Consider the following 25,983-nt stretch of genomic DNA (forward strand, 5'->3'; position numbering starts at 1 on the left):
GTTCGCGGACGGAAGGCGGGTGTTCAGGGGTGGAGCGGCAGGGCCGGTTCCTGCGGACCGGTCTCGGCGAGGGCGGCGGATGTCGCCGGGGACACCGGGGCCTGGAGGAATCCGACCAGGCCGTCGAGCAGGTCCCCGACATGGACGGCGAACGGCAGTACGTGCCCGTCGTGCGCCCGGGTCCGCTCGCGTTCGGACGCGGCGTGCACCGCGAACGCCAGGGCCTGTGCGATGCGGTGGCCGCGCAGCGGCTCGGGAACGTGCCCCAGCAGCCCGCCGATCCGCTCGACGAAGTCCCTTGTGGGCCTGCTCAGTTCGGCGGGGAGGCGGTCGAAGACATCCCTGCGGCCGTGCTGCTCCAGCATCGCGACGAAGCTCAGGTAGTGGCTGCCCTGCCGCTCCCCCAGCTCCAGGACGGGCAGGATGTGGCACTCGACCCAGGACCTGAGATCGCCCGGGCGTCGCCGGGCGACCAGAAGCCTGCGTCGCTCGTTCAGGCCGGGCAGGCGGTATTCGAAGATCTCCTGGACCAGACGTTCCTTCGAGCCGAAGTGGTACTGCACCGCCGGGTTGTTGCCGTTTCCGGCGGCCAGGACGATCTGTTCCTTCACGGATGGTTGAACCACGACACCGACCTCATCAAAAGTGATGATTCGCAAGATCGAGAAGGCCATTCCCGAATGAAGTGAACGTAACTTCACCTGTGTGTCCGTCAGGGGCCGGGCGGGAAGACCCGCTTGCCGGTGTCCGCGTCCGTGATGCCGATGGCCTCGATCGGGCACGACTCGGCCACTTCGAGCACCTCTTCGGAAGCCGGCAGCGTCCCGGATCTCGCGCGTCCCTGCCCGTCCTCGTCGAGGTCGAACTCCTCCGGTGCGGAGGCCGCACACAGACCCGTACGGACACACACCCGTTTGTCGACCTCGACGCTCCACCGGGCGGCCGTCATCGGGCTCCTCCGACGACCAGCGGCAGTGTCTTCCAGCCGCGGACGGTCGAGGTCTGTGCCAGCTCCGCGTGGCCCCAGTCCACGTCCCAGTCCGGGAACCGCTGAAGGATCTCCTCCGCCGCCACCCGGCCCTCCAGCCTGGCCAGAGCCGCGCCCAGGCAGTAGTGGGCACCGACGCCGAAGCTCAGGTGCTGGGTGACCCGGTGGATGTCGAACCGGGCCGGGTCGGGGAAACGCCGGGGGTCGCGGTTGGCGGCGGCCTGGATGAAGAGCATGGCGCTGCCGGCCGGCACCGTACGGTCGTACAGCTCCACGTCCTTGGTCACGTGACGTGCGGTGAACGGCCCCGTCGGTTCGAAGCGCAGGATCTCCTCGACGGCGTTCGGAATGAGGGACGGGTCGGCCGCGAGCTCACGGCGTGCTTCGGGGTAGCGGGCCATCAGGGCGCCGAACCAGCCGATGAGACGGCCCGTGGTCTCGTTGCCGGCGCCGGCGACCACCGTGCAGTACGTCAGGACCTCCTCGTCGGTGAGGGTGCGCGTGACGCCCTTCTCGTCCTCGAACTCGGCGGTCATCAGCTCCGTCATGAGGTCGTCCGAGGGGTGCTGCTTGCGCCACTCGATGTAGTCGCGGAACGCCTCGGTGCTGAGGATGTCCTCCTTGTCGATCTTTCCGCCGTCCTGGGTGTTCAGCGTCTCGTCGGTGCGGTCGCGGATGGCGGGCTGGTCGGCCTCGGGGATGCCCAGGAGCATCCCGATCACCCGCATCGGCATCTCGGCGCCGACGGCCTCGACGAGGTCGAACCGGTCGGCGCCGGTCACCGGTTCCAACGCGCGTCGGCAGAAGGCCCGTACCCGTGGCTCCAGGCCGGCGAGCCGGCGGGGGGTGAACACCCGGGCGAGCAGACGGCGGTGGATGTCGTGGACGGGCGGGTCCTCGAAGATGAGGGTGCCGGGCGGGAGTTCGATGTCCGCCTGGACGATCTCCAGGATGTCGCCGCGCGCGGAGGAAAAGGTCTGCCAGTCGGCGAGGCCGCGCTGGACGTCGGCGTGGCGGGTGACGGCGTAGAAGTCGTGCCGGTCGTTGTGGTAGAGCGGCGTCTCCTCGCGCAGCCGCTCGTACAGGGGATAGGGGTCGAGGGCGAGTGCGGGGTCGTAGGGGTCCCAGTAGACCGGGTCGGCAGTGGTCACGGACACACCTCCCTGTGGTGTGCGGCTCACTTGAGCAGGGCGCCGGCGTCGATCGGCAGCGTCACGCCGGTGACGAAACGGGCCTCGTCGGAGGCCAGGAAGAGGACTGCGTTGCTGATGTCCAGGGGTTCCACCCAGGGGGTGGGCAGCACGTGCATGCCTTGCGACACGACGGCGAAGTCGTCGGCGGTGGGGTTCTCCAGGTCGGGGCGGAACATGCGGTAGGTGCCTTCGTGCATCACCATCGGCGTGTTGACCTGGGTGGGATGCAGCGTGTTGACGCGGATGGCGTGCTGCCCCAACTCCCCGGCCATGGTGCGCATCAGTCCCACCACGCCGTGCTTGGCGGCGATGTAGTGGCCGATGTTCGCGTAGCCCTTGAGGCCGCCCACGGAGCTGGTCAGGACGACCGAGCCGCCCCGGCCGCCCGCGACGATGTGCGGCGTCGACACCTTGGTGGACAGCCATACGCCGGTCAGGTTGACGTCGATCATGTCTCGCCAGGTCTTCTCGTCCATGACGTCGAGCGTGGCGCCGTCGCTGCCGAGCCCCGCGTTGGCCACGACGATGTCCAGTCGTCCGAGTTCGGCGACGCCGTCGTCCACCGCCGCCTTGAGCGCATCGTGGTCGCGGACGTCCGCCTGCACGGCGTGGATGCGCCGGCCCAGCTTCTGCACCTGGTTGACCGTCTCCTCCAGGTCCTCGGGCGTGGACATGGGGAACGTCACGCCGTCCAGCTGCTTGCAGACGTCGACGGCGATGATGTCGGCGCCCTCCTCGGCCAGCCGTACGGCGTGGCTGCGGCCCTGGCCGCGTGCGGCGCCGGTGATGAAGGCGACTTTGCCTTCGACTCGTCCGGGCATGACTGCCTCGCTTTCCTGGGTTGGGTGTCGGGTGTTGGGTGTCGGGTCGGGTGACGGTGGCGGGGAGGCCGGATCACCGGTCGGTACGTCGACGGCCGCGCAGGACGAGCACGAGGAGCAGCAGCGCGGCGAGTGCGGTGGCGGGCGGCGCGAGGCGCTTGAGGACACTGGCGCCGGCCGCGTCGATGAGGTCGATGGGTTCGGCGGTGCGCGGTGGTACGGCGGCGGGGGGCTCGCTGCGGCCGGACGGTGCCGCCGGCCCGGTGCCGCCGGCTTCTGCCGGGGCGTCGGCCGGCGGATCACCGGCGACCGGCGGGATCGTGGCCAGTTCGCCGGCGAGGTTCTTGGCGAACCGGTCGATGAGGGTGCCGGCGACCTCGGCGAGGGTGCCGCGGCCGAACTGGGCGGGCTTGCCCGTGATGGCGAGGTCGGTTTCCACGAACACGTCGGTGGAGTTCTCACCGGAGCCGACCAGACGGCAGGTCACCAGGGCCTTCGCGGTCCCGTTGCCGCGCGTCTCCCTGCCGCCGGCCTCCAGGACCACGGTCCTGTCCGTCTCGTTCCGCGACAGGAACTTGACCGTGCCCGTGTAGGTCAGGCCGACCGGGCCGAGCTTGACCTTGATCCTCCCCTGGTAGGTGTCGCCTTCCCGGGAGGTGAGCGTCGCCCCGGGGACACAGGGGGCGACGCGCTCGATGTCGAGCAGGACCCGCCAGGCCTCGTCCGCCGCCACGGGAATGCTGAGGGTGTTCTGCAGTTTCATGCGGAGTCCGTCGTCTCGGCGGCAGCCCGGACGGCGTTGACGATCCCCTGGTAGCCGGTGCAGCGGCACAAGTTCCCGGACAGGGCTTCGCGGATCTCCTCATCGGTGGGCTTGGGGTTCTCGGCCAGGAACGCGGTGACCGAGACCACGAACCCCGGGGTGCAGAACCCGCACTGCAGTCCGTGGTGTTCGCGGAACGCCGCCTGGACGAAGGAGAGTTCACCGTTGGGTGCGGCGAGCCCTTCGACTGTTGTCACCTCGGCGCCGTCGGCCTGCACGGCGAACACCAGGCAGGCGCGGACGGCCTCGCCGTCCAGCAGCACCGTGCAGGTGCCGCAGACTCCGTGCTCGCAGCCCAGGTGCGTTCCGGTCAGGCCGCAGTTGACGCGCAGGAAGTCGGCGAGGGTGAGCCGGGGCGGCACGGTGTCGCGGCGCGGGACGCCGTTGACCCGTATCCGGATGCCGATGTCAGTCATGGAGTGCCTCCTGTACGGCGTGCCGCCAGGCGCGGGCCACCATGGCCGCCCCCACGCGCCTTCGAAAGTCGGCCGATCCGTGCAGATCGGAGGGAACCGAGTCGAGGCCCGACATCGCGGAGTGCCCGATGTCGTCGGCGGTCTCCTCGGCGGGCTCGGAACCGACGAGTGCCTGCTCCGCCTCCGGGGCCCGGCACGCGGTCGGCCCGAGTCCGAACAGACCGATGGCGCACCGGTCGATGCGCCCGTCGGTACCGAGGCCCACGGCGACGGCGGCACCGGCGATCGCGAAGTCCCCGCTCCGGCGGGCGAATTCCTCCACGGCGAAGCCACAACGGCCCTGCCGGGCAGGGAAGACGACACCCGTGAGCAGTTCGTCCTCCGCCAGTGCGGTGCTCCAGGTACCGGTGAGGAATCGCGCGGCGGGGATGACTCGGCGTCCGCGCGGAGACAGCGCTTCGAGTTCGGCGTCCAGGGTCAGCGCCACCGCGGGATATTCGGCCGCCGCGTCGGCGTGGGCGAGCGAGCCTCCCACGGTGCCACGGCTGCGGATCTGGAAGTGGCCGATCAGCGGTGTGGCACGGGCGAGCAGCGGTACCGCGGTACGTACCTCGTCCGAGCGCTGGATGGTGGCCTGGGTCGTTCCCGCACCGATCCACACCGCCCGGCCCCGGTGCTCGATGCCCCTCAGCTCGTCCAGTCGGCGCAGATCGACGAGGTGCCCGAAGGCCGCGAGCCGGAGCGCCAGCATGGGAACCAGGCTCTGGCCGCCGGCGATGGCCTTCGCCTCGTCCCCGAGGCCGGCGAGAAGGGCGACGGCCTCCTCGACGTCGGCGGGGGCGTGATACTCGAACCGAGCGGGCTTCACGCGGTCACCGTCCCTCGTAGCCGGGCCTGCTCGAGCAGTTCGACGATCGACGCCGGCGTCAACGGCAGCCGGGTGATCTCCACACCCAACGGTGCGAGGGCGTCGGCGACCGCGTTCACGACGGCCGGGGCGGAACCGATCGCGCCGCCCTCCCCCACACCCTTGTGACCGCCGGGTCCTGGGCCCGGTGTCTCGATGTGCCCGAGTTCGATGGTGGGCACGTCGGCGGCCGTGGGGAGCAGGTAGTCCATGAAGGTGGTGGTGAGAGGGTTGCCGTCGTCGTCGTAGACGAGGTGTTCGTAGAGGGCGCCGCCGATCCCCTGGACGGTGCCGCCGAAGATCTGGCCCTCCACCACACTGGGGTTGATCATGGGCCCGCAGTCCTCGCTGACGATGTACCGGAGCAGTTTCACCGCGCCGGTCACCACGTCCACCTCGCAGGTGCACAGGTGCGTCGCGTTGGCCCAGATCATGAGGTGCGGTGTGCGGTAGCGGCCGCTGGCCTCCAGGCCGGCCGGCATGCCCGGTGGCAGGGCGTGGACCTGGAAGTAGGCGATGTCGGCGATCTCGGCCAGGGTCAGTCCCTTCGTGGGCCTGTCCTTCACCGACGCCCGGCCGCGCACGAACTCCACGTCGTCGACGGCGACTTCGAGCCGGTGCGCGGCGATCTCCAGGATGCGGGTCCGTAATCCGGCGGCGGTCTCGGCGATGGCGCCGGCGGTCATGGGGCCCGAGCGGCTGCCGCCGGTTCCGCTGCCGAACGGGGTGACCGCGGTGTCGCCCTGGATGCTGCTCACGTCCTCGATGGCGACCCCGAGCGCGTCGGCGGTGAGCTGGACGACCGTGGTCTCCAGGCTGTTGCCGCACGATCCGCCGGCGACGTAGACGTTGACCTTGCCGGAGGGCTCGATCCGGATGGTCGCGCCCTCGGTGCCGTGGAACGGCGTGGCGCCCGCGGTCGGTTCGACATACGTACAGGTGCCGACGCCGAGGTAGCGGCCCTGGGCGCGGGCCTGTTCCTGCTCGCGCCGGAAGGCCGGGTGGTCGAGCATCTCCAGGGCCTGTTCGAAGGTCTCGTACGGCGTGATGTCGTCGTAGGGCATGCCGTTGAAGTTCACCGTCGGCAGGTCCTCGCGGCGCAGCATGTTCCGGCGCCGCAGTTCCACCGGGTCCATGCCCAGGCGGCGCGCGGCTGTGTCGAGCAGGACCTCGCGTGCCATCGACTCGAACTGCCAGGGTCCGCGATAGGCAACCCGGCCGCTGGTGTTGGAGAACACGAAGCGGGACGAGAAGGTGCCCTCGGGGATGCGGTACGGGCCGGGGAACAGCATGCCGACGGCGATGCCGCTCTGGACGGGGGACGGCGTGGGGTAGGCCCCCGCGTCCTGGACGTGGTCGAGGGTGGCAGCCAGGATCCGGCCCTCGCCGTCGAGGGCCATCCGCGCCTCGCCGTGCTCGTGACGCGCCTGGCCGGCCGCCAGCAGATGTTCCTGGCGGTCCTCGATCCACTTCAGGGCGGCGGGCAGCCTGACCGCCGCCAGCATGACGCACATGTCCTCGCGCTGCGGCAGGACCTTCTGCCCGAACCCGCCGCCGGTGTCGCGCATGACCACCCGCACCCGGTGCTCGTCGATGCCGAGCAGACGCGCGCAGAAGGAGCGGACCTCGTGCGGGGACTGGGTCGCCGCCCAGATCGCCATCTCACCGGCGGGCGCCGACCATTCGGCGACGATCCCGCGTGTCTCCATCGGCACCGGGCCGTAGGACTGCTGGTGGACGGTCACGCTCACCACGTGCGGCGCGCTTTCGAAGACCGGCGCGAGATCCTCCATCGGGCGCCCGCCGAGCCGCCCCACCAGATTGCCGGGATGTGTCGCGTGCACCGACTCGGCGGACTCCAGCGCCGTGGCGTAGTCGACGACCGGCAGGAGCTCGTCGTAGTCGACGACGACCAGCTCGGCCGCGTCCTCGGCCGTGTAGCGGTCCACGGCGACGACCATCGCCACCGGATCACCGACGAACCTCACCTCGCCCTCGGCGAGCGGCGGACGGGGCGTGTCCGGGTCGTCCCGCCCGTTCAGCGAGTACCACTGCTCGCGCAGACCGGGGTTGAGGTCCTGCGCGACGAACACGGCGTGTACGCCGTCCAGTTGGAGCGCCTCCGACACATCGACACCGGCGATACGGGCTCGGGCGACGGGGCTGCGGACGAAGCAGGCGTGCAGCATGCCGGGGCGGACGATGTCGTCGACGTAGGTGCCGGTGCCGGTCAGCAACCGCGGATCCTCGACCCGCAGGGTGCGGGTGCCCGTGTAGCGGTGGTCCGGCGCCGCGTCGTCTGTGGTCCGTGCCATCGGTCTGGCCCTCCGTTCACCTCGATGTGACCGTCAGGTAGGGGTGGATCGGCCCGAGCGTCCGGGCGCTGAACGAGTGTTCAACACAAGCGCTGAACAACTGTTTAACACCGCCTCTCGGCGCCGTCAAGGACAATGAGCGGCATGACTGCGCCTCGCCGTATGGGCACCGAGAGCTCCAAGACGCGCCGACAACTGCTCGATGTCACCGAGCGGCTGATGCTCAGGGAGGGCTACGCCTCCGTGGGCATCCGCCGGGTGGCACGCGAGGCCGAGGTCGCCCCGGCGCTGGTGCTGTACTACTTCCGCACCCTCGACGACCTCCTCCTCGCCGTACTGCGACGCCGCGCCGAGGAGGAGCTGGAGACCTCGGCGCGTGTACTCGACTCCCCTCAGCCGCTGCGTGCCCTGTGGGACATGAGCAGCCAGCCCGGCGCCGCCCTCACCTCGGAGTTCATGGCCCTCGCCAACCACCGCAAGGCCATCCGTGCCGAACTGGCCGAGCACGCCGAGCGCTACCGCCGGCTCCAGGTCGAGATCCTCACCAGGAAGGCCGCCGAGGAGTGCCTCCCGCTCCCCGATGTCCCTCCCGTCGCGCTGCTCGTCCTCACCACCGCTCTCGCCCGGGTCCTCGTGATCGAGAGGGGCCTGGGCATGACCGGCGGGCACGCGGAGACCGAGGCCCTCGTGGAGCAGCTGCTCCAGCGGTTCGAGGGCACCCCTGCTCCCGGCCGTGGCCCAGCGGCGAGCGAGTGATCACGAGCAGGTGGTCACGTCCCGGCCGAGGGCTTACGGCCGTCGAGTCCTCGCCAGCGCTCCCGCAGGGCACGGGCCGCCGTCTTCGGCCGTCGGTCCCGGGTGAAGACGCCCTTCCTGTTGCCGTCGACCCGATGGATACCGTTCGAGGTCTGGAAGTCGGCGAAGTTCCAGACGTGTTCGCCGACGACCGCTTCCATCCGGTCGAAGACCCGGTGGTACGCGGCCAGATAGGCGGACTGGTACTCCTCCGTCCACGGCGGGTCCCACACCGAGTGCAGCCCCGGCAGGGTGTCCGCCCCGTACTCGCTCATGATGATCGGCTTGCCGAACTTCGCGGCCCAGCCGCGCAGATCGCCCTCCAGGTACGTCTCCGCGGTGGCCAGGTCGCCGGTGGCGATGTACCAGCCGTAGTAGCGGTTGACGCACAGGACGTCGAACAGGTCGGCGATGCGGTCGTTGTCGGACGTCGCGAACATGACGGCGGCGTAGCAGAGGGGGCGCGTGGGGTCGAGCTTGCGGGTGAGTTCGACGAGCGGCTCGAAGTATTCGCGGGCGCCCTCCTCGTTGGAGGACGGCTCGTTGGCGATGCACCACATCACCACGCTGGGATGGTTCTTGTCGCGGGCGACGAGCTCCCTGATCGCCTGGGCGTGGGCGGCGCGGGTGTCGTCGTTGATGGTGTCGGGCGAGAAGGTGGGGCGTGGCGGAGTACCCGTCAGCCCGCCCTCCACGGCCAGGTTCAGGCCCACGGCCGCCGTCTCGTCGATGACGACGATGCCGTGCCGGTCCGCGAACTCCATGACCTCTTCGGCGTACGGATAGTGCGAGGTGCGGAAGGAGTTGGCGCCGGCCCACTCCATGAGCTGGAAGTCGTGCACGAGATAGGCGTCGTCGTGGCCCTTGCCGCGCACCGGGGTGTCCTCGTGCCTGCCGAAACCGGTGAAGTAGAACGGCTCGCCGTTGATGAGGAACTGGGCACCTCTGACCTCGACCGTGCGCACGCCGAAGGGCTGGGCGTAGGTGTCCACCACCTGGTCGCCGTCCACGACATCGGCGACGAGGTCGTACAGGTGGGCCGCGCCCGGTCGCCACGGTGTCACGTCGTCGATCCGTACGGTGCCGCTCGCCCCGTCGGCCGCCGCCACCTCGGCTCCCGACGCGTCCAGGACACGGACGCGGACCGGGGCGGGCGTGCTGGTGACGACCTCGTACCCGACCGTTCCGGTGGTGCCGTCGAGGCCGGTCACGATCGTGATGTCGTCGATGTGCACGGCGGGCACGCTGTGCAGCCACACCGAGCGGGCGAGGCCCGCGTAGTTGTAGAAGTCGTGCAGATACGTCTGCTTCCTGCGGCCGTCCTGGCTCACGGTGATCGTGCCGGGCGGGATGGTGGTGTTGGTCAGCTCGTTCTTGACCCCGATCGTGAGCCGGAACTCCTGACCGGGGCGTACGTTCTCGGTGATGTCGGCCTCGAAGGGCGTGTAGCCGCCGACGTGTTCGGCGACCAGGACGTCGTCGACGTACACGCTTCCCTCGTGCGTGGCGGCGTCGACGCGCAGGATGACACGGTCGTCCCCCCAGCCGCGCGGCACGCGCACCCGGCGCTGGTACCAGACCCGGCCGACGTGGTCACGGATCGCGCTGTCGGCGAACAGGTCGTTGTAGCTGGCCGGCACCGGGGCTTCGAGTTCGGTGGCCAGCGGGCCGGTCCAGGGGCGCTCTCCCACGGCCGTGTCGACGGCGAACTTCCAGATTCCGTCGAGGTTCACCAGTTCGCGAGTGGCGGTGGGCCGGGGTTTCAGCATCGGGTTCCTCTCCGGTGTGGGGATGCTCATCAGAGGTGCCCGCGGCGCGCCACTTCGCCCAGCCAGGCCAGGCTCGGCTTGGGCCGGCGCTCGAACGTCTCGCGGTCGACGGCGATCAGGCCGAACGTCGGCCCCCAGTGCCCCCACTCGTAGTTGTCCAGGGCGCTCCAGTGGAGGTAGCCACGTACGTCCACGCCGTCGTCGATGGCGGCGAAGAGGTGGCCGAGCGCCTCCGTGGTGTAGCGGATCCGCTGCTCGTCGTCGGCCGTGGCGATCCCGTTCTCGGTGATCAGGATTGGCACACCGCCGGTCCTCTCCCACACGTGCCGGACCGAGGTGCCGATCCCGTCGGGCCGGTACGCGGTGCCCGTCAGGGTGGTGTCCGGGCCCAGCGGATGCGGGACGACGCCGTTCTCGTCGACGGCCTGGCTGGAGTACACCTGCACACCGATGAAGTCGTCGCCGAGGGCCGCGTCGAGGTACAGGTCCTCGCGCACGTAACGGACCTCCTTCAGTTTCTCCTCGTTTCCGGGGGTCGCCGTGAGCGCCGGGCAGGCCACCGTCCAGCCGACGGCCGCGTCCGTGTGCTTCTTCAGAATGTCGCGGACGGCGTGGTGCGCCTCGCCGAGCCGGCGCCCCACCTCCGGGTCGGGGTCCGGAATGACCGGGCGCGCGGCGCCGTCGACCGTGGGGCTCATCCACTTCTTCGCGTCGCCGGAGTCGGCGGAGTACTGCCGGCCCATCGTCACCATGACCGCGAGCATGTTCGGCTCGTTCATGGTGCAGACCCACTTGACGCCGTCCAGGATTCCGGTGACCGCCTGGACATACGTCTGGAAGCGCTCGATGGCCCGGTCACTCGTCCAACCTCCCTCCTGCGCGAACCAGTTGGGGTTGGTGAAGTGGTGCAGCGTGACGACCGGTTCGAGTCCCAGATCCCGCGCGGTCTCGATCATCCGGCGGTAGTGCGCGAGTTCGGCCCGCGATATCTCGCCGGGGGCGGGCTCGATCCGCGCCCATTCGATGCCGAAGCGGTACGCGGTCAGGCCCGCTTCGGCCAGCAGGCGCATGTCCTCGGCGTAGCGGTGGTAGCTGTCGCAGGCGTCGCCGCTGAGTTCAAGGCCGGGCGCGAGATGCTCGCGGGCCCAGAAGTCGCTGTTGAGGTTGTTGCCCTCCACCTGGTGCGGCGCCGTGGATGCGCCCCAGAGGAATCCGGGAACGAGTTCGGTCATCGTCAACTTCCTTGTCCGAGGGAGCGGAACACTGCGGAGAGAAAGAACGAGGTTGGGTCGCAGAGGGCGATGCGAGGCCGGCCGGCCCGGTCGACGCAGGGCGGCTGAGGGCGGGCCCTTCGACGCCGACCACGAGCCCGGGCCCGAGCCGGGGACCGTACGCGAAGACCGCGGAGGTGCGGCGACGCGTCATCGAGGCCTGCGTGGAGGATCTGCTCCTCGCCGTGTTCGAGTCGCGCGACCGGCGCAGCACGGCGTTCCTGGAGTCGGCCGAGGCGACCTCCCCCAGCCACCCCGCGCACGAGTTCTACGCCGAGCGCCACCGCCGACTCCGTCAGGTGCACGTGGAGGGGACGGTCCGCACGTTCCCGCTGTCCTTCGTCCCGGGGCTCGACGGATGAGCGCGGTGGGCCGAGTGGAGAGTTCACGGCGCGCTCCGTGCCGCGGCAGCCGACCGTCGCCTCTCCTCGCGCCGTTTTCTCTGCTCGACCGGGTCCGCGACGGGGGCGGCGAGCAACAGGGCCTGGGTGTAGGGGTGTTCGGGTGTGGAGGTGACGAGGCCTGCGGGGCCGGTCTCGATGATCTCGCCCCCGCAGACCACGCCGACTCGGCGGCTCACGTGTCGGATGACCGCCAGGTCGTGCGAGACGAAGAGATAGGCGACGCCGGTACGCCGCTGGATGTCGACGAAGAGCTCCAGCACGCGAGCCTGCGTCGTCAGGTCGAGCGCGGAGACCGGCTCGTCGCAGACGATCAGCTTCGGCCCCGGGGCCAGGGCCCGGGCGATCGCGACGCGCTGGCGCTGGCCACCGCTGAACTCGCGCGGCAGCCGCTCGGAGGCGTCCGCCGGCAACCCCACCTGGTCCAGCAGCTCGCGCACGCGCGCTCGGGCGTTGCGACGCGTCGCCCCCTGCACCACGAGAGGCTCACTGAGGATGTCGCCGATAGTGAGCGACGGGTTGAGCGAGGTGTAGGGGTCCTGGAAGACGACCTGGAGGTAGCGCGCGAGGGCGCGACGCTCCTTCGCGGTGCAGTGGGTGATGTCCTGGCCGAGAAAGCCGATGCGTCCACCACTGGGCTTCACCAGGCCGAGCACCGCCCGGCCGATGGTCGTCTTGCCGGACCCGGACTCGCCCACGATGCCGAGCGTCTCGCCCTCGTCCACTGTCAGGGACACCCCGTGCAGTACCTCCCGCGGTCGGGCACGGAACCCGCGTCCGGGGTAGGTCACGCGCAGCTCGCTCACATCGAGCAGGGGCGTCGTCATCGCGCCTCCGTCTCGAACGCGTCCGCGGCCGGCCGGTCGGTGCGCCGGGTGCGTTCGTCGAGGGTGGAATCCAGCAGCATCCGGGTGTAGGCGTGCTGCGGAGTACGGAAGATGTCGAGCGCGTCACCGGTCTCGACGATCCGGCCCTCCCGCACGACCGCGACGCGGTCGCAGATGTCCGCGACCACACCGAAGTCGTGGGTCACGAGAAGCACCGCCATGTTCAGTTCCTTCTGCAGGTCACGCAGCAGGTCGAGGATCTCCGCCTGCACGGTCACATCGAGCGCGGTCGTGGGCTCGTCGGCGATCAGCAGCCGCGGACCGCTCGCGACCGCTCCGGCGATGAGCACGCGCTGTGCCATGCCGCCGGAGATCTGGTGCGGGTAGGAGGAGAAGGTGCGCGTCGGATCCGGGATGCCGACCCGGGCCAGGAGAGCGAGGACGCGCTCGCGCGCGTCGCGCCGCGACATGGGCGAGGCCGCGCGCAGGCCCTCGACGAGCTGCGCTCCGACGGTGAAGTTGGGGTCGAGGTTGGACATGGGTTCCTGCGGCACGTACGCGATGGATGTCCCGCGTACGCCGCGCAGTTCACCCTCACCGAGACCGAGCAGTTCACGTCCGTCGAGCCGGATCGACCCGCGGGCGACAACCGCTTCGGCGGGCAGCACGCCCAGGATCGCGAACGCGGTCTGGGTCTTGCCCGATCCCGACTCACCGACCAGACCGAGGGTCTCCCCTGCCTCCAGGTTCAGCGTGACGCCGCTGATGACCTCCTTCAGCTCGCCCGACGGCGTCGGGTAGGCGAGCGATAGGTCCTGCACCGCGAGCAGACCCGGTGCCGCCGCCAGGGTGCCGGTCGGCGCGGTCGCCGGTCGACGCTCCGGCGCCGCGATCCGGGACGGCTCGGGCCGACCGCCCTCCAGGGCGTCCCTCAACGAGTTGCCCAGCAGCACCAACGACGCGGTGATGATGCCGAGCAGCAGGCTCGGCCAGAGGAACTGCAGCGGTTCCTCGTAGAGGTTGGTGAAGCCCTCGGAGATCATCGCGCCGAAGCTGGGGACCGAGCTGGATCCGACACCGAGGAAGGCGAGGCCCGACTGGACGGCGATGGACGATCCGGCGAGGAACGCGGTGGCGATGACGACCGGCCCCCGGACCACGGTCAGCACGTGCCGGCGCAGGATGCGCCGGTCGGGCAGGCCCGAGACCCGGGCTGCGTCCACGTACAGCTCGTTCTTCACGCCGAGGACGAGGTTGCGTACGAGGCGGTAGATCCCGGGTGAGAGCAGAACCCCGAAGATCAGCATCGTCGCGCGGTAGTCGCCGCCCGTCACCGGGAGCAGCACGATGAGCAGGATCAGGCCCGGGAACGTCATGACGAGACTGAAGACCCATTCGGTGACGCCCCGGACGCGGCGGCCGAAGTAGCCGCCGACAAGTCCGGAGGTGACCCCGATGGCCAGGGCGATGCTCGTGCCGATGAGGGCGGAGACCACGCTCGTGTTGATGGAGGCCAGCAGCCGCGCCAGGATGTCGCGCCCGCTCTTGTCGCCGCCCAGCGGGTAGCCGCGGGTTCCGACACCGGCGTTGACCGCGTCGAGCGAGGCGCTGTTGGGACCGTGATCGCTGATGAGTGGGGTGAGCAGCCCGAGCAGGATCACGGCCAGGAGGAGGCTCGCGCTGATCACGGCCTGGGGGTCCGCCAGGAGCCTGCGCAGCGGCGACCTGCGACCGGGTGTGGCGGTGCGGCGTTCGGTGGTCAACTCAGGATCCTCGCCTTCGGGTTGAGCCAGCCGTTGACGAGATCGACGACGAGGTTGACGCACACCACGAGCAGCACTCCGAACAGGCTGATGCCCATGATGATCGGGATGTCGCCCTGCAGGGAGGCGCTGAAGGCGTACTGGCCGAAGCCCGGGAGCGCGAAGACCTGCTCGATGACGAGGGCGCCGCCGAGCATCTGGACGAACTCCAGCGACAGGACGGTGAGAGCCGGACCGGCCGCGCCTCGAAGGGCGTGTCGCAGCACGATCGACCGGGTCGGCAGCCCCCGTGTCCGCAGGGTGCGGATGTAGTCCTTGCGCAGTTCGCCGATCATGGCGCCGCGGATCTGCGAGGTGAGGTTGGCGACGCCGCCCGTCATCAGGGCGACGACGGGGATGGCGACGGTGGAGGCCCAGCGGGCCGGGTTCTCCGTCAGCGGTGTGTAGCCGGTGGCCGGGAACCACTGCGACTTGATGGCCAGGACGTAGACGAGGGCGATCGCGATCAGCAGGTTCGGCACCAGGTGGCCGACCAACGCCACGCCCTGGGCGATCCGGTCGACGGCACCGCCGCGGGAGGCGGCCAGGACGCCGAGCGTCACGCTGATCACCACGGTGGCGAGGAGGGCAAGGAGCACGACGGACAGCGTGACGCCGAGACGGGCCGTGATGGCCGAGCGGACGGGCTCACTGGTGAAGTAGGAGAAGCCGAGGTCCCCCCGTACCGCGTGGGACAGCCAGTCCAGGTACTGGGTGAACAGCGGGCGGTCGAGCCCCAGTTGAGCCTTCTGGGCCTGAACGCGGGCGGGCGTCGCGCCGCTTCCCACGATGCTGCCGGCGACGTCGTCGAAGGATGTGCTCAGCAGCAGGAACGTGATCACGGTCACCAGGACTGCGAGCACCAGGCCCACGCCGAGACGGCGCAACACGTAGACGATCATGATGCGGCTCTTTCCCGGGGACTAGTCGGCGGCACCGAACTGCCGGATGGTGGCGAGCGTCGAGGAGCCGTCACCGAGGTAGGTGATGCCTTTCTTGGTGACCCAGTCGCTCCCGATGTCGAAGACAGGGCCGTACCACGCGTTCTCGACCCCGAACTTGTTGATCTCCTTGTAGATGTCCGCCGCCCTGGCGGGGTCGAGTTCCCTGTTCGCCTGGTCGAGCAGTTCGGCGAGCTCGGGGTCGGTGGAGTTGAAGACGTTGCGGTAGCCGGTGGGGCTGTAGAAGTTGCGCGCCTCGATGGGGGTGGTGTTCAGCCCGTCGACGATCAGGAACATCGGGTACTTCCTGGAAGCGAGGGCCGAGACACTCTGCTGTGGCGGCACCGGCTGCCATTTCACCTTGATCCCGATGTCGGCGAGCGCCTGCGTGAACGTCGGCTCGAACGACTTGGTGAAGACAAGGCTCGGCATGGTCACCGAGAAGCCGTTCGGGTAACCCGCGTCGGCCAGCAGCTTCCTGGCGGCCGCGGGGTCGTAGGAATACGTCCGGTCGAGCGCGGCGTCGTGGCCCGGCCCCTTGGGGTTGAAGATCTGCTCGGTCGGCCGGCCCGATCCCCGGAGCAGCTGCTTCACCATCTTCGTGCGGTCGAAGGCCATGTTGATCGCCTTGCGGACCCGTACGTCACCGAGCGGCTGGAGTACGGCGCCCGCGCGGTCCCCCAGAACCAGGGCCGCCACCGCTGTCGCCTGAACGTGCCTGGTCTCGAAACCGGCCGATTTGAAGGCATCGACCTGCGAGACGTCGACGGTGCCCGCGTTGGTCTCGCCGGCCTTGAGGGCGTTGGCCATCGCGGTCTGGTCGGAGATCACCCGGATCTTGACGGTCGGGAAGGGGTAGGCCTTCTTGTTCCAGTAGTCGTCGCGCCGCTTGAGCACGTACACGGACCCGTTCACCGTCGCCCCCTTGTCGAGGGTGTAGGGCCCCGACCCGACCGGATTCAGCGCGGCACTCTTCGAGGTCATCGTCTTCGGGTCGCCGATGACGCCTGCGGCTGTCGAGAGCGAGGTCAGCAGCGAACCGTCCGGCCGCTTCATCTTGATCACGACCGTGTGGGTGTCGGGCGTCCCGACCGAGGCTACGGAGGCGAGTACCCCCTGGTTCGGCCCCGGCGTCGACGCGATCCGCTCCAGCGTCGCCTTCACGGCAGCCGAGTCGACGGGCGCGCCCGAGCTGAACCTCATGCCCGTGCGCAGCTTCAGGGTCAAGGTGCGCGCGTCGCCGGAGTACTGCCAGGTCTCGGCCGCGCCGGGCTGCAGCCGACCCTTGTTGTCCTGGATCAGCAGTGTGTCGTAGACCGAGTCCCAGACGTACATCTGCTGGCCTTCGAGGAGTTGGGTGGGGTCGAACGAGTTGGGCGTGCCGAAGACGGCGATGGCGAGCGTCGTACCAGAGGACGACGAGGCTCCGGTCGACTGGCTGTCGCATGCCGACGACGCGAGCAGGACGGTGGCGGCCCCCAGGGCGGCCAGGGCTCGAACACGTGCTGGTGGGTGCGGGTGCCGAATGCGCATGAGGTGGATTCCTTCGTCCGGGAACCAACATGTGCCGAGACCTCCGCCACGGCCCGATGGTCATGGCGGAGTGAAGTAGTGAGCGCCGTGCGGCTGAAGGGGTCGTGCGTCTACCGGTTCAACGGCGTGCGGGTGTCGTCGTCCATGGGCACGTCCACCCCTTCGATCGGCTCGGGGGGATAATCGCGCCAACTGTTGCCAGCTGTTCGGTTTTCGATCGGACGTTAGGCCAGCACGGCAGGCACGGGAAGAGTGCGATCAGCCTTCGTAACCAGAGCGTTACCTTTCGCTCGGTCGCGGCCGCCACCGAGTGAATACCGACCATGTGATAAGTTTCGACGCCCAGTTGCTGCGCGCAGGACCGTTGCGGACCGGCACCGTCGAGGAGGGTGAGCGCACCGTGGGGCAGGCAAAACCGCGTGGGCCGTACGCCGGAACACCAGCCCGCAAGGCGGAGATCGTACGCGCGGCACGCGAGAGTTTCGCCGAGAACGGCTATGCCAAGGCTTCCCTGCGGGACATCGCGGACCGGGCCGGCATCACGCACACCGGTCTCGTCCATCACTTCCGCAACAAGGACGAACTCCTTGCCGAGGTGCTGGCCGAACGGGACTCGGAGGAATGGCAGCAGGGCCTGGCACAGGTCGACAGCCTGGACCAGCTCGCGCCCTACCTCGGCGAGCTCATCCGCCACCACCAGAAGGCGCCCGAGCTGATGCGCCTGTGGATCGAGCTCGCCGCCGCGGCCTCACGGCCCGACCATCCGGCACACACCTACTTCGTCGAACGCTACGAACGCGGGCGCGCGCAGTTCGCCGAGGGGCTCCACGACGAGGCGGCCCACGGCAAGCTGCGCGAGGACCTCAGCCCCGAGAGGGCCGCGATCCTCTTCCATGCCGTGCTCAACGGGCTCCAGCTGCAGTGGGTGCTCGACCCGGACCTCGACATCATCGGACCCGTCAACGATTTCGTACGCATGCTTCTCGATCGGGACGACCGGTGAGGCAGCGAGGAGGGCAGGCGGCAATCCGCTCCCGTGGAGCGAGCTGGAACAGGAGTGCTTGCTCCGCAGAACGCCGGCCACTCCAGGCTCTGCCGACCGGGTGGTGGACTCGTTCCTGAGGCTCTGTTCCCTGCGCTCGGCCGGTTTCCGACTCGAGCGTGCAGAGTTCGACTCGGAGGTGTCGAGGGCACCGTCTCGCAACGCATGCAACGGCTACCTGTTCCGGTCGGAGCCCGGGGAACAACGCGCGCGAGGTACTGACGCCGACCACACGGCGCACGTACGCCTTCCGAGTCCAGGCGACACTGGTTACGTGATCGTCGAACGCGCGTATGCCCATCTCTCCTCCTACGACGAGGAAACCTGGCCCTGGTCGGTGCCCTGCGTCCGACAACTGCTCAGCGAAGGCCTGCGGTTCACCGCGCCGGTGACCTTTCTGGTCGGTGAGAACGGCTCGGGGAAGTCGACCCTGGTCGAGGCGTTGGCGGAGGGGTTCGGCCTGGACTCCTACGGCGGCTCCCACGACTGGCGCTACGCTTCTTCGCGCGGCAAGTCGGCGCTCGGCGAGCGCATGAGGTTCGACGCCGCCCCGGGGCGCGGGCGCCGTATGGCCACCAGCTGGTCGGCCCGCAAGGGCTTCTTCCTGCGGGCCGAGACCGCACTGGACGCCCTGGGCAGGGAGGGGTTCTCGCCTGATCATGTCAGCCACGGCGAGGGCTTCCTCGCGGCGTTCCGCGGGAAGTTCCTCCACGCCGGGCTCTATGTCCTCGACGAGCCGGAGGCAGCGCTCTCCTTCTCCTCCTGCCTCGAACTGATCGGGCACATCGACCGGTTGGCCAAGGAGGGCGGCCAGGTCATCTGCGCCACGCACTCACCCCTGCTGACCGCGCTGCCGGGCGCGGACATCATCGAGGTCGGTGAGCACGGCATGCGGAGGGCCGCCTGGCAGGACCTCGGCGTCGTGGACCACTGGCGCCGCTACCTCGCCGACCCGCACGCCTATCTGCGGCACATCGTCGAACCGTAGGCGGGTCCCTCTGAAGCTGAGGTCTTTCCGTGCCGCCCGGCGAGGAGTTCGCGGGAAGACCAACCACCCTTCACCATGGCCTCATTGGCCTCATTCCGGCGACTTGAGCATCTCCAGAAGGATGCGCTGCAACTCGGTGCGATCCCGCGGGGCAACCCTCGCCAGTCTGCGGTCGAACTCGGCCGCGAGCGCTGCGAGCGAGCGGTCTCTCGCCGCCTCGCCCTCGTCCGTCAGGATGAGCCGATGCCGCCGTAGGTCCTCGTCGTCGATCTCACGCCGCATGAACCCCTTCGCGACGAGGTTGCGGACGTAGACCGTCACGCTCGCCTTGGGCATCATCAGCGCCGCCGCGAGTTCGGCGGGGTACGGCGACGCGGTCACCTCGGCCAGCACGAAGAACTCCTTCGTCTCCAGCCCGAGCCCGGCCAGTTCAGCGCTGCAGGCATCCATCACGACGCTCAGCAGACGCTGGTTCAGCGTCCACAGCTGCGCCCCGTCAACCGCCACGCAAACCCCTCCATCCACCCAGGTGGTACAGTTCTGAACTAGTTCCAAATTGTACCAGATGGGTTTCGTACTGGACGGTTACGGAACGAACGCCTATACGAAAGGCACCATCGGATGCTTCAGCACATCACGATCCCGCGCGGACCGATCGATCTCACGGCCGACCTCCACCTGCCCGACACCATCGACGACGCGGCGCCGCTGCGCGCCGTGGTGCTCGCCACGCCCGGCAGCAGCGTGAAGGAGCAGATCGGCGCGAACTACGCTTCCCGTCTCGCCGCCCGCGGCGTCGCGGCACTCGTGTTCGACCCCGCCCACCAAGGTCAGAGCGGCGGAGAACCCCGCGACCTCGAAGACCCCTACCGCCGCGGCGAGGACATCTCCTACGCGATCGACGCGCTCAGTACGATCCCCGGCATCGCCCCGGAACGCATCGGCGTCCTCGGCATCTGTGCCGGCGGAGGCTACGCAGTGCACACCGCCCGCACGGACCATCGCATCAAGGCGGTCGGCACGGTCGTCCCCAGCAACATGGGCACGTCGTTCCGCGGCTTCCAGCCGGACGGCACGCCGGCCGCACTCGACACCATGGCCGACGCGCGCATCGAAGAGACCCGCTCCGGCGAGCTGACCCGCGTGAACTGGCTGCCCGACACCTTGGAGGAAGCCACAGCGGTCGGGCTGACCGACATAGACACGACCCAGGCGGTCACCTACTACCGCACCGGGCGGGGCAGGAACGAACACTCCACGAACCGCCGCCTCTCGCGCGGCGACTCGCTGCTGCTTGGCTACGACGCGTATCACCTGGTCGACCAGCTGATGACCCAACCGCTGCAGGTCATCCTCGCCGGACGCATCGGCAACACCGGCTCCTACGAGTCCGGCATGCATTTGTGGAAGCTGGCGCCCAACCCGGTCGACCTCATGGTGATCGACGGCGCCGGCCACTACGAGATGTACGACGAGCCCGAGTACGTCGACGCCGCTGTCGACCGGCTCGTCGCCTTCTACTCGAACAACCTGTAAGTCGTCCGACCCGGCAGGCCTGTGCGGTCACCGCACTGCACGGCCACCGGAGGCGAGTGGTCCAAGACCCACGCTCCTGGCCGATATCGACAAGCCGAGCGATCAGAACCTGTGCCCGCCGGGCCCACGCCCCGCCGGAGCTCGGGCATCACCGAGGGCGCCGTGAACGGAATCAGGAAGATCAAGCGCCGGCTCCACGGACGGGCCGAATCCGCGCCGATCCTTGCCGGCCATACCTCCCGGTCTCACCCGGGCCGACGAACGACCGCCTCGTCACACCTGGCGCACCCCTCTGCCGCCGGCAGTGCGCCGAGCCCCAGGAGCACGGCCGTGTTGGCGCGGGGCAGCGAGACGGTAGCCGACCGTCTGCGGCGTCCCAAGCCACGGTGGCGGCGGAGGCGGGATAGAGCACGGTGGGATGCAGATGCGCGCCACGCAGGTGGGCGATCGTGACGGTACGGGTGTTCTCATCGGCTCCGTGCCGGTCTCTTGAGCCCGGGACGGCCTCGTCGGCGGCCGGCTCCCGTCTCCACACGCTGAGCCAGGTGCCGGTCCGGCCGCGCCGGCCGGAGGCGATCCAGGTGTCCTCCCACGAGGGAAGCCCGAGCGGCCAGAACGGGAGACTCTCGGGGATCTCCGAGCGGATCGCCTTGTAGACGGAGATGGGCACCGACGGCTCCCGCCGCTTCGACGAGCGGCAGAAGCCTGTCGGCGGTGGGATCGCCCATCAGGGTGTTCATGTAGTCGTTGTAGATCACCGGGAGTGCCGTGTGGTCCGGGTGTGTGCGGCGGATTCGGCGGCGGTGGGCGGTGAGTTCGCCGAACGCGGCATCCAGGCCGCCGGTCTCGGCCTTTACGAGGACGGCAGGGACGGTGGTGAACTCCCGGCCAGGGCCAGGGTCTCGCACCACTGGTGATGGGCGTCGTCGGGTCCGAACAGGGCGAGGTAGGCGGCGCCCTCGCGTTCGCCGGTCACGTAGCGCCAGCCCCCGCTCGACTCGATCTGCCAGAGCCAGGCACGCCCCGTCCGTCCAACTACTGGACCACGACGGTCGACGTGACCCTGACCGCCGGCTCGAACACCGTCAAGTTCGCAAACAGCGCGGCCTACGCCCCCAACATCGACAGGATCCAGGTCGCTCCGGCCGTCGGCGCCGGAGGCACGTCGTACCTCAAGCTGCAGAACCGGTCGACGGGACTGTACGTCGACGGGGTCGGGCGTACGGCCGACGGCTCCGCCGTGGGTCAGTGGACCGGTGGTTCGACCACCAACCAGGAGTGGTCGATCGTCCCCGACGGCAGCTGGATCCGCCTCAGGAACCGGGCCACCGGGCTGTACCTCGACGGACTCGGCCTCACCGCCAACGGCTCCACCGCCGGTCAGTGGAGCGGCAGCACCAGCGCCAACCAACAGTTCCGCATCGTCCTGCAGTAGCGGTGGTGCGCTCGCAAAAGACGGGCAAAGCCCCCTGGTCAGGCCTCCCGCGGACCAGGGGGACAGCTCTTTTCGGCCTTTCCCGCCACGGGCCGCGGGAAACGGCCTGGACCCGCCCCGACAGCCCTATGCTTCTACTCGCTTGTAGAGGGAGAGCGTGAGGGCGTCCCGGGTCGTTCCCTCCGCCCGCACGCCTCCCCTCGCCCTTTCGTCACGAGACACACGCACATGGCACACATACATGGCACACGTACATGAAGGAGTGGACGCCGCAATGGTGTTCAAACGGCTGCTCGGCTCGCTCGGTGTGGGCGGGCCCACGGTGGACACGGTCCTCGACCCCGGCGCGGTCCTGCCCGGCGGGACGCTCTCGGGCCAGGTCCGTCTCAGGGGCGGCGACGCCGACTTCGAGATCGAGCACATCACGCTGGAGCTGGTGGCACGGGTCGAGGCCGAGCACGAGGACGGGGAGAGCGAAGGCACGGTCGTCTTCGACCGGTTCACCGTCGGCGGCGGCTTCCGGCTCGGCTCGGGCGAGCAGCACAGCGTGCCGTTCGGTGTGACGCTGCCCTGGGAGACCCCGATCACCGAGCTGTACGGGCAGGGCCTGGGCATCGTGCTCGGCGTGCGCACCGAACTGGCGGTGGCCGGCGCGAAGGACAAGGGCGACCTCGACCAGCTCGCGGTGCGCCCGCTGCCCGTACAGGAGGCGATCCTCGAAGCCCTCGGGCAGCTCGGCTTCGGCTTCGGGTCCGCCGATCTGGAGTACGGTCGCATCGGCGGCACCGGACAGCAACTGCCCTTCTACCAGGAGCTGGAACTCACCCCGGCACCCTCATACGCGCACCAGGTGAACGAGATCGAGCTGACCTTCCTCGCCACGCCGGGCGGCATGGACGTCGTGCTGGAGGCGGACAAGCGCGGTGGCCTCCTCTCCGCCGGCCACGACACCGTCACCCGCTTCACGGTCGGCCACCACGACGTCGAGCAGCGGGACTGGAACACCGAAGTCGACGCCTGGATGCGGCAGTTGGTCGAGCACCGGGCGTCGTACGGTTCGCCCGCCGCGTACGGGCAGGGCGGCCACCACGGGCACGACGAGCACCATCACGACGGTCACCGCTCCGGCCCCGGCATGGGCACCGTCGTCGCGGCCGGCGCGGCCGGGCTCGCCGTCGGTGTCGTCGGCGGCATGGTCGCGGCCGAAGTCGTCGACGAGGTGGGCGACTTCTTCGAAGGCGACGAGGAAGAGGAGGAGTGACGGGGGTGGAGGGCGGAGCCTACGGGCTTCGCCCTCCACCCCCGCCTGATAACTTCTACGTTGTTGTAGAAGAATGCGGCTGTCCGGGTCCTTCCCGCCCGGACCCACCTCTGACATGTATGGAGTTCTCATGGCCCTGTGGGACCGCATCAAGGAGTCCGCATCGACGATGCAGACCCAACTGGAGGCGAAGAAGAACGACTTGAAGAGCGGCGCGTTCCGGGACGCGAGCATGGCGATGTGCGCCCTGGTCGCCGCGGCCGACGGCACGATCGACCCGGCGGAGCGCCAGCGCGTGGCCCAGCTCATCGCCACGAACGACGTCCTGCAGAACTTCCCCGCCGACGATCTGCGCCGCCGCTTCGACGAGAACATCGCCAAGCTGACGGCCGACTTCGCCTTCGGCAAGGTGACCGTGCTCCAGGAGATCGCCAAGGCCAAGAAGAAGCCCGCCGAGGCCCGTGCCGTCATCCAGATCGGCATCGTCATCGGCGGCGCGGACGGCGACTTCGACAAGACCGAACAGGCGGTCGTACGGGAGGCCTGCTTCGCCCTCGACCTGCCCCCGCACGAGTTCGACCTCTGACCGGAGCAGCACCGCAGCGCCCCGCACATGCCGGGCCGACGCCCTTGAGGGTGTCGGCCCGGCATGCCGTCCTCGGCGGGAGCGGGCTTGGCGCCGAGTCAGGCCAGGCAGCGGCGACCCACGGTGCGCAGAGTGCGTATCCGCCCGCGCGGGGCTCTCAGAGCGGTGTCGCCGCGTGCAGGATGAGGACCATCGTGACGGCGGAGTTCGCGGACGACATCGCGGACACCGCCGTCCCCACGGCCGCCGTCCACGCCGCCATTCCCACCGCGGTGAAGAGCGAGGGCCAGCTGCGCACCACGGGAGCGGGCCCCAGCAGCGCCGCCACCCGGCGCGGCACCGGACCCGCCGCGGCAAAGCCCGCGAGCGTCGGCGCCGGGGTGCCCCGGGAGACCAGAGCCGCCTTGCCGATCGCGCACGCCACGGTCCTGCGGTCGCCGACGGTATGGGCGGCGTCCTCGTCCGCCCACCGTTCCGCCGTGTACGACACCGCCGTACGCAGCGGCCGCAGGAACGGGTTGGCCCGCGCCGCCAGCTGCACGACCAGCAGGAACCGGTGGTGACGGGCCGCCAGATGTGCCCGCTCGTGGGCGAACAGGGCGCGGCGCTCGGCGGGTTCGAGGCAGGACAGCAGGGCCGTGGTGACCACGACCCGGCCCCGGGCACCGCCGGGCAGGGCATACGCGTACGGCATCTCGTCGGGCAGCACCGCGACCCCCGTGCCGGGCAGGCCGGCCAGCGCGCGGTGGGCGCGGCGTCGTACCCTCCCGTGCCGCCAGAACGTCCGGCCGCATGCCGCGGCCACGATCAGCAGGGCGGGTATGGCCGCCTTCCCGGCGACCTCGTCGTACGGGACGGCCGCACGCACCTCCGGGTCCGACCACCCGTCCGGCAGCGGGTTGCCGGGCAGTTGTGCGGTGCCGACGACCATCAGCAGGCCCAGGCACACCGTGCTGCAGACCGCCATGACACCGGCCACGCCGGTCAGCAGCCGGGTGGCGGTACGCGGATGCAGGCGCTGCTCGGCCAGCCGCGCGACCGGCCACGCCGTCAACGGCAGGACCAGCGGAAGAAAGACGAACACCCCCATGCGGCTTCAGTCTTCCCTCTCCGTCTCGGGCCGGCCCAGCAGTTCGCGCAGCAGCCGCTCGTCGTCCGGCGACAGCGTCGTGACGAAGCTGGCCAGCACCGCCTCCCGGTCCCGCTCGCCGTCCAGCACCTTGCGCATCCTGCGTGCCGCGAGCCCGGCCTCGTCCGACGCGGGTGTCCACGCGAACGACCGGCCCACACGCTCCCGTGTCACCGCGCCCTTGGCGAGCAACCGGGTCAGGATCGTGATCACGGTCGTGTACGCCAGATCCCCGCCGAGCCGCTCCTGCACCCAGCCCGCGGTCGCCGGGCCCTCCGCCTCGTGCAGGGCCGACAGGACCTGCACCTCCAGCTCGCCCTGCCCCCGCCGCCGGGGACGCTGCCGGTGATCCGTCACGCCCTGTCTCCCTTCCGCTGCCGCGCACTTCACGAGCGGTACATCGTATAGACGCCTGACTCCGCACCGCTTCGCTCCGGCCCGCCGCCGCCGAGAGTTCTACATGCCCGTAGAACCTATCCTGCCCGGACGTTCCCCCGGTCCGCCACAGGCACCTTCGGGTCGCACACACCCCCGCCATCTTCTACAGTGATGTAGATTCAAGATCCGGTCCGCATCCCGGACCCGACACCGACACTCCAAGGAGGAGAGCAGCGTGGGAGTTTCCCTGGCCAAGGGTGGCAATGTCTCGCTCAGCAAAGAGGCTCCGGGCCTGACCGCGGTCCTGGTCGGCCTGGGCTGGGACGTGCGCACCACGACGGGCACCGACTACGACCTCGACGCGTCCGCGCTGCTGCTGGACGAGGCCGGAAAGGTCGCCTCCGACCAGCACTTCGTCTTCTACAACAACCTGAAGAGCCCGGACGGTTCGGTCGAGCACACCGGCGACAACCTCACCGGTGAGGGCGAGGGCGACGACGAGGTCATCAAGGTGAACCTCGCGGGCGTGCCCGCCGAGGTGGCACGGATCGTCTTCCCGGTCTCCATCCACGACGCCGAGAACCGCGGACACAGCTTCGGCCAGGTCCGGGGCGCCTTCATCCGCGTCGTCAACCAGGCCGGCGGCACCGAGATCGCCCGCTACGACCTCTCGGAGGACGCGGCCACCGAGACCGCGATGGTCTTCGGCGAGCTCTACCGCAATGGCGCGGAGTGGAAGTTCCGTGCCGTGGGCCAGGGTTACGCGTCCGGCCTGGCCGGGATCGCCTCCGACTTCGGCGTCGGCGTCTGAGGACCGCGGACCGTT

General features: G+C 69.7%; 27 protein-coding genes. 10 read left to right on the forward strand and 17 right to left on the reverse strand.

Going from position 1 to position 25,983, the window contains the following annotated elements; translation table 11 throughout:
* Positions 1-23: 23 nt before the first annotated feature.
* From ACFYXF_RS13590 to ACFYXF_RS13625, 8 genes are all read right to left on the reverse strand, one after another.
* Positions 24-626, reverse strand: coding sequence for a TetR/AcrR family transcriptional regulator (locus ACFYXF_RS13590; RefSeq protein ID WP_389349706.1), 603 nt, complete (start codon positions 624-626; stop codon positions 24-26).
* Positions 627-712: 86 nt separating this feature from the next.
* The gene (locus tag ACFYXF_RS13595) at positions 713-949 is read right to left on the reverse strand and encodes a ferredoxin (RefSeq protein ID WP_389349707.1); all 237 of its coding nucleotides are present in this window, start codon (positions 947-949) and stop codon (positions 713-715) included.
* Positions 946-2,139: a cytochrome P450 gene (locus tag ACFYXF_RS13600; RefSeq protein WP_389349708.1), complete on the reverse strand. Its 1,194-nt coding sequence runs from the start codon at positions 2,137-2,139 to the stop codon at positions 946-948. The genes ACFYXF_RS13595 and ACFYXF_RS13600 overlap by 4 nt, the downstream gene beginning before the upstream one ends.
* Positions 2,140-2,165: 26 nt before the next feature.
* Entirely contained in the window at positions 2,166-3,002 is an 837-nt protein-coding gene (locus ACFYXF_RS13605) for a mycofactocin-coupled SDR family oxidoreductase (protein WP_389349709.1), read from the reverse strand.
* A 73-nt stretch (positions 3,003-3,075) separates the two neighbouring features.
* Positions 3,076-3,765: an SRPBCC domain-containing protein gene (locus ACFYXF_RS13610; RefSeq protein WP_389349710.1), complete on the reverse strand. Its 690-nt coding sequence runs from the start codon at positions 3,763-3,765 to the stop codon at positions 3,076-3,078.
* Positions 3,762-4,241 carry a (2Fe-2S)-binding protein gene (locus tag ACFYXF_RS13615; RefSeq protein ID WP_389349711.1) on the reverse strand — a complete coding sequence of 160 codons (480 nt, stop codon included), beginning with the start codon at positions 4,239-4,241 and terminating at the stop codon, positions 3,762-3,764. The genes ACFYXF_RS13610 and ACFYXF_RS13615 overlap by 4 nt, the downstream gene beginning before the upstream one ends.
* The gene (locus ACFYXF_RS13620; protein ID WP_389349712.1) at positions 4,234-5,109 is read right to left on the reverse strand and encodes an FAD binding domain-containing protein; all 876 of its coding nucleotides are present in this window, start codon (positions 5,107-5,109) and stop codon (positions 4,234-4,236) included. Before ACFYXF_RS13620 ends, ACFYXF_RS13615 begins: the two co-directional genes overlap by 8 nt.
* Positions 5,106-7,463 carry a xanthine dehydrogenase family protein molybdopterin-binding subunit gene (locus tag ACFYXF_RS13625; RefSeq protein ID WP_389349713.1) on the reverse strand — a complete coding sequence of 786 codons (2,358 nt, stop codon included), beginning with the start codon at positions 7,461-7,463 and terminating at the stop codon, positions 5,106-5,108. The genes ACFYXF_RS13620 and ACFYXF_RS13625 overlap by 4 nt, the downstream gene beginning before the upstream one ends.
* A 144-nt stretch (positions 7,464-7,607) precedes the next feature.
* On the opposite strand from ACFYXF_RS13625, the gene ACFYXF_RS13630 reads away from it, so the two are divergent.
* Positions 7,608-8,219 carry a TetR/AcrR family transcriptional regulator gene (locus ACFYXF_RS13630; protein ID WP_389349714.1) on the forward strand — a complete coding sequence of 204 codons (612 nt, stop codon included), beginning with the start codon at positions 7,608-7,610 and terminating at the stop codon, positions 8,217-8,219.
* Between the two features lie 14 nt (positions 8,220-8,233).
* Here the strand turns inward: ACFYXF_RS13630 and uidA are convergent, their stop codons facing one another.
* Both uidA and ACFYXF_RS13640 read right to left on the reverse strand, forming a co-directional pair.
* The gene (gene uidA / locus ACFYXF_RS13635; RefSeq protein WP_389349715.1) at positions 8,234-10,027 is read right to left on the reverse strand and encodes a beta-glucuronidase; all 1,794 of its coding nucleotides are present in this window, start codon (positions 10,025-10,027) and stop codon (positions 8,234-8,236) included.
* Positions 10,028-10,056: 29 nt separating this feature from the next.
* The gene (locus ACFYXF_RS13640; protein WP_389349716.1) at positions 10,057-11,259 is read right to left on the reverse strand and encodes a glycoside hydrolase family 1 protein; all 1,203 of its coding nucleotides are present in this window, start codon (positions 11,257-11,259) and stop codon (positions 10,057-10,059) included.
* Positions 11,260-11,435: 176 nt separating this feature from the next.
* On the opposite strand from ACFYXF_RS13640, the gene ACFYXF_RS13645 reads away from it, so the two are divergent.
* The gene (locus tag ACFYXF_RS13645; protein WP_389349717.1) at positions 11,436-11,660 is read left to right on the forward strand and encodes a hypothetical protein; all 225 of its coding nucleotides are present in this window, start codon (positions 11,436-11,438) and stop codon (positions 11,658-11,660) included.
* Positions 11,661-11,683: 23 nt separating this feature from the next.
* On the opposite strand, the gene ACFYXF_RS13650 is transcribed toward ACFYXF_RS13645, so the two are convergent.
* Genes ACFYXF_RS13650 through ACFYXF_RS13665 form a run of 4 tightly spaced genes read right to left on the reverse strand, consistent with a single transcriptional unit; the run spans position 11,684 to position 16,802 of the window.
* Complete coding sequence (locus tag ACFYXF_RS13650) at positions 11,684-12,526, reverse strand: ATP-binding cassette domain-containing protein (RefSeq protein WP_389349718.1); 843 nt, start codon at positions 12,524-12,526, stop codon at positions 11,684-11,686.
* Positions 12,523-14,289, reverse strand: coding sequence for a dipeptide/oligopeptide/nickel ABC transporter permease/ATP-binding protein (locus ACFYXF_RS13655; protein WP_389349719.1), 1,767 nt, complete (start codon positions 14,287-14,289; stop codon positions 12,523-12,525). Before ACFYXF_RS13655 ends, ACFYXF_RS13650 begins: the two co-directional genes overlap by 4 nt.
* On the reverse strand, positions 14,286-15,230 hold the full coding sequence (locus ACFYXF_RS13660; protein WP_389349720.1) for an ABC transporter permease: 945 nt from the start codon (positions 15,228-15,230) through the stop codon (positions 14,286-14,288). The genes ACFYXF_RS13655 and ACFYXF_RS13660 overlap by 4 nt, the downstream gene beginning before the upstream one ends.
* A 21-nt stretch (positions 15,231-15,251) precedes the next feature.
* The gene (locus tag ACFYXF_RS13665; RefSeq protein ID WP_389349721.1) at positions 15,252-16,802 is read right to left on the reverse strand and encodes an ABC transporter substrate-binding protein; all 1,551 of its coding nucleotides are present in this window, start codon (positions 16,800-16,802) and stop codon (positions 15,252-15,254) included.
* Positions 16,803-17,202: 400 nt separating this feature from the next.
* Here ACFYXF_RS13665 and ACFYXF_RS13670 point away from each other — a divergent pair, with 400 nt between their 5' ends.
* Both ACFYXF_RS13670 and ACFYXF_RS13675 read left to right on the forward strand, forming a co-directional pair.
* Positions 17,203-17,805, forward strand: a complete 603-nt coding sequence (locus ACFYXF_RS13670) for a TetR/AcrR family transcriptional regulator (protein WP_389349931.1) — start codon at positions 17,203-17,205, stop codon at positions 17,803-17,805.
* 313 nt (positions 17,806-18,118) lie between these two features.
* On the forward strand, positions 18,119-18,832 hold the full coding sequence (locus ACFYXF_RS13675) for an AAA family ATPase (protein WP_389349722.1): 714 nt from the start codon (positions 18,119-18,121) through the stop codon (positions 18,830-18,832).
* A gap of 90 nt (positions 18,833-18,922) precedes the next feature.
* On the opposite strand, the gene ACFYXF_RS13680 is transcribed toward ACFYXF_RS13675, so the two are convergent.
* Positions 18,923-19,339, reverse strand: a complete 417-nt coding sequence (locus tag ACFYXF_RS13680; protein ID WP_389349723.1) for a MarR family winged helix-turn-helix transcriptional regulator — start codon at positions 19,337-19,339, stop codon at positions 18,923-18,925.
* A 114-nt stretch (positions 19,340-19,453) separates the two neighbouring features.
* On the opposite strand from ACFYXF_RS13680, the gene ACFYXF_RS13685 reads away from it, so the two are divergent.
* From ACFYXF_RS13685 to ACFYXF_RS13705, 5 genes are all read left to right on the forward strand, one after another.
* On the forward strand, positions 19,454-20,368 hold the full coding sequence (locus tag ACFYXF_RS13685; protein WP_389349724.1) for an alpha/beta hydrolase: 915 nt from the start codon (positions 19,454-19,456) through the stop codon (positions 20,366-20,368).
* A 662-nt stretch (positions 20,369-21,030) separates the two neighbouring features.
* Positions 21,031-21,285, forward strand: coding sequence for a hypothetical protein (locus tag ACFYXF_RS13690; RefSeq protein ID WP_389349725.1), 255 nt, complete (start codon positions 21,031-21,033; stop codon positions 21,283-21,285).
* Positions 21,286-21,425: 140 nt separating this feature from the next.
* A complete protein-coding gene (locus ACFYXF_RS13695; protein ID WP_389349726.1) occupies positions 21,426-21,803 on the forward strand; it encodes an RICIN domain-containing protein in 378 nt (125 codons plus the stop codon).
* Between the two features lie 274 nt (positions 21,804-22,077).
* On the forward strand, positions 22,078-23,064 hold the full coding sequence (locus ACFYXF_RS13700; RefSeq protein ID WP_389349727.1) for a sporulation protein: 987 nt from the start codon (positions 22,078-22,080) through the stop codon (positions 23,062-23,064).
* Positions 23,065-23,194: 130 nt separating this feature from the next.
* A complete protein-coding gene (locus ACFYXF_RS13705; RefSeq protein WP_389349728.1) occupies positions 23,195-23,650 on the forward strand; it encodes a tellurite resistance TerB family protein in 456 nt (151 codons plus the stop codon).
* A 157-nt stretch (positions 23,651-23,807) separates the two neighbouring features.
* Here ACFYXF_RS13705 and ACFYXF_RS13710 read toward each other — a convergent pair whose 3' ends face one another.
* Positions 23,808-24,740, reverse strand: coding sequence for a M56 family metallopeptidase (locus tag ACFYXF_RS13710; RefSeq protein WP_389349729.1), 933 nt, complete (start codon positions 24,738-24,740; stop codon positions 23,808-23,810).
* Between the two features lie 6 nt (positions 24,741-24,746).
* The gene (locus ACFYXF_RS13715) at positions 24,747-25,136 is read right to left on the reverse strand and encodes a BlaI/MecI/CopY family transcriptional regulator (protein WP_389349730.1); all 390 of its coding nucleotides are present in this window, start codon (positions 25,134-25,136) and stop codon (positions 24,747-24,749) included.
* 256 nt (positions 25,137-25,392) lie between these two features.
* Between ACFYXF_RS13715 and ACFYXF_RS13720 the strand changes: the two genes are divergently transcribed.
* Positions 25,393-25,968, forward strand: coding sequence for a TerD family protein (locus ACFYXF_RS13720; RefSeq protein ID WP_389349731.1), 576 nt, complete (start codon positions 25,393-25,395; stop codon positions 25,966-25,968).
* The last annotated feature ends 15 nt before the right edge of the window (positions 25,969-25,983 follow it).

It is taken from the genome of Streptomyces sp. NPDC002680 (assembly GCF_042889145.1).
Lineage (GTDB): Bacteria > Actinomycetota > Actinomycetes > Streptomycetales > Streptomycetaceae > Streptomyces > Streptomyces adonidis.

What these genes read in the sequence shown, in the direction of transcription:
- ACFYXF_RS13595 (WP_389349707.1), bottom strand. Translation starts at nt 949, where the DNA reads ATGACGGCCGCCCGGTGGAGCGTCGAGGTCGACAAACGGGTGTGTGTC.
- ACFYXF_RS13605 (WP_389349709.1), bottom strand. Translation starts at nt 3,002, where the DNA reads ATGCCCGGACGAGTCGAAGGCAAAGTCGCCTTCATCACCGGCGCCGCA.
- ACFYXF_RS13610 (WP_389349710.1), bottom strand. Translation starts at nt 3,765, where the DNA reads ATGAAACTGCAGAACACCCTCAGCATTCCCGTGGCGGCGGACGAGGCC.
- ACFYXF_RS13615 (WP_389349711.1), bottom strand. Translation starts at nt 4,241, where the DNA reads ATGACTGACATCGGCATCCGGATACGGGTCAACGGCGTCCCGCGCCGC.
- ACFYXF_RS13625 (WP_389349713.1), bottom strand. Translation starts at nt 7,463, where the DNA reads ATGGCACGGACCACAGACGACGCGGCGCCGGACCACCGCTACACGGGC.
- ACFYXF_RS13630 (WP_389349714.1), top strand. Translation starts at nt 7,608, where the DNA reads ATGACTGCGCCTCGCCGTATGGGCACCGAGAGCTCCAAGACGCGCCGA.
- uidA (WP_389349715.1), bottom strand. Translation starts at nt 10,027, where the DNA reads ATGCTGAAACCCCGGCCCACCGCCACTCGCGAACTGGTGAACCTCGAC.
- ACFYXF_RS13640 (WP_389349716.1), bottom strand. Translation starts at nt 11,259, where the DNA reads ATGACCGAACTCGTTCCCGGATTCCTCTGGGGCGCATCCACGGCGCCG.
- ACFYXF_RS13650 (WP_389349718.1), bottom strand. Translation starts at nt 12,526, where the DNA reads ATGACGACGCCCCTGCTCGATGTGAGCGAGCTGCGCGTGACCTACCCC.
- ACFYXF_RS13660 (WP_389349720.1), bottom strand. Translation starts at nt 15,230, where the DNA reads ATGATCGTCTACGTGTTGCGCCGTCTCGGCGTGGGCCTGGTGCTCGCA.
- ACFYXF_RS13665 (WP_389349721.1), bottom strand. Translation starts at nt 16,802, where the DNA reads ATGCGCATTCGGCACCCGCACCCACCAGCACGTGTTCGAGCCCTGGCC.
- ACFYXF_RS13685 (WP_389349724.1), top strand. Translation starts at nt 19,454, where the DNA reads ATGCTTCAGCACATCACGATCCCGCGCGGACCGATCGATCTCACGGCC.
- ACFYXF_RS13690 (WP_389349725.1), top strand. Translation starts at nt 21,031, where the DNA reads ATGGGCACCGACGGCTCCCGCCGCTTCGACGAGCGGCAGAAGCCTGTC.
- ACFYXF_RS13700 (WP_389349727.1), top strand. Translation starts at nt 22,078, where the DNA reads ATGGTGTTCAAACGGCTGCTCGGCTCGCTCGGTGTGGGCGGGCCCACG.
- ACFYXF_RS13705 (WP_389349728.1), top strand. Translation starts at nt 23,195, where the DNA reads ATGGCCCTGTGGGACCGCATCAAGGAGTCCGCATCGACGATGCAGACC.
- ACFYXF_RS13710 (WP_389349729.1), bottom strand. Translation starts at nt 24,740, where the DNA reads ATGGGGGTGTTCGTCTTTCTTCCGCTGGTCCTGCCGTTGACGGCGTGG.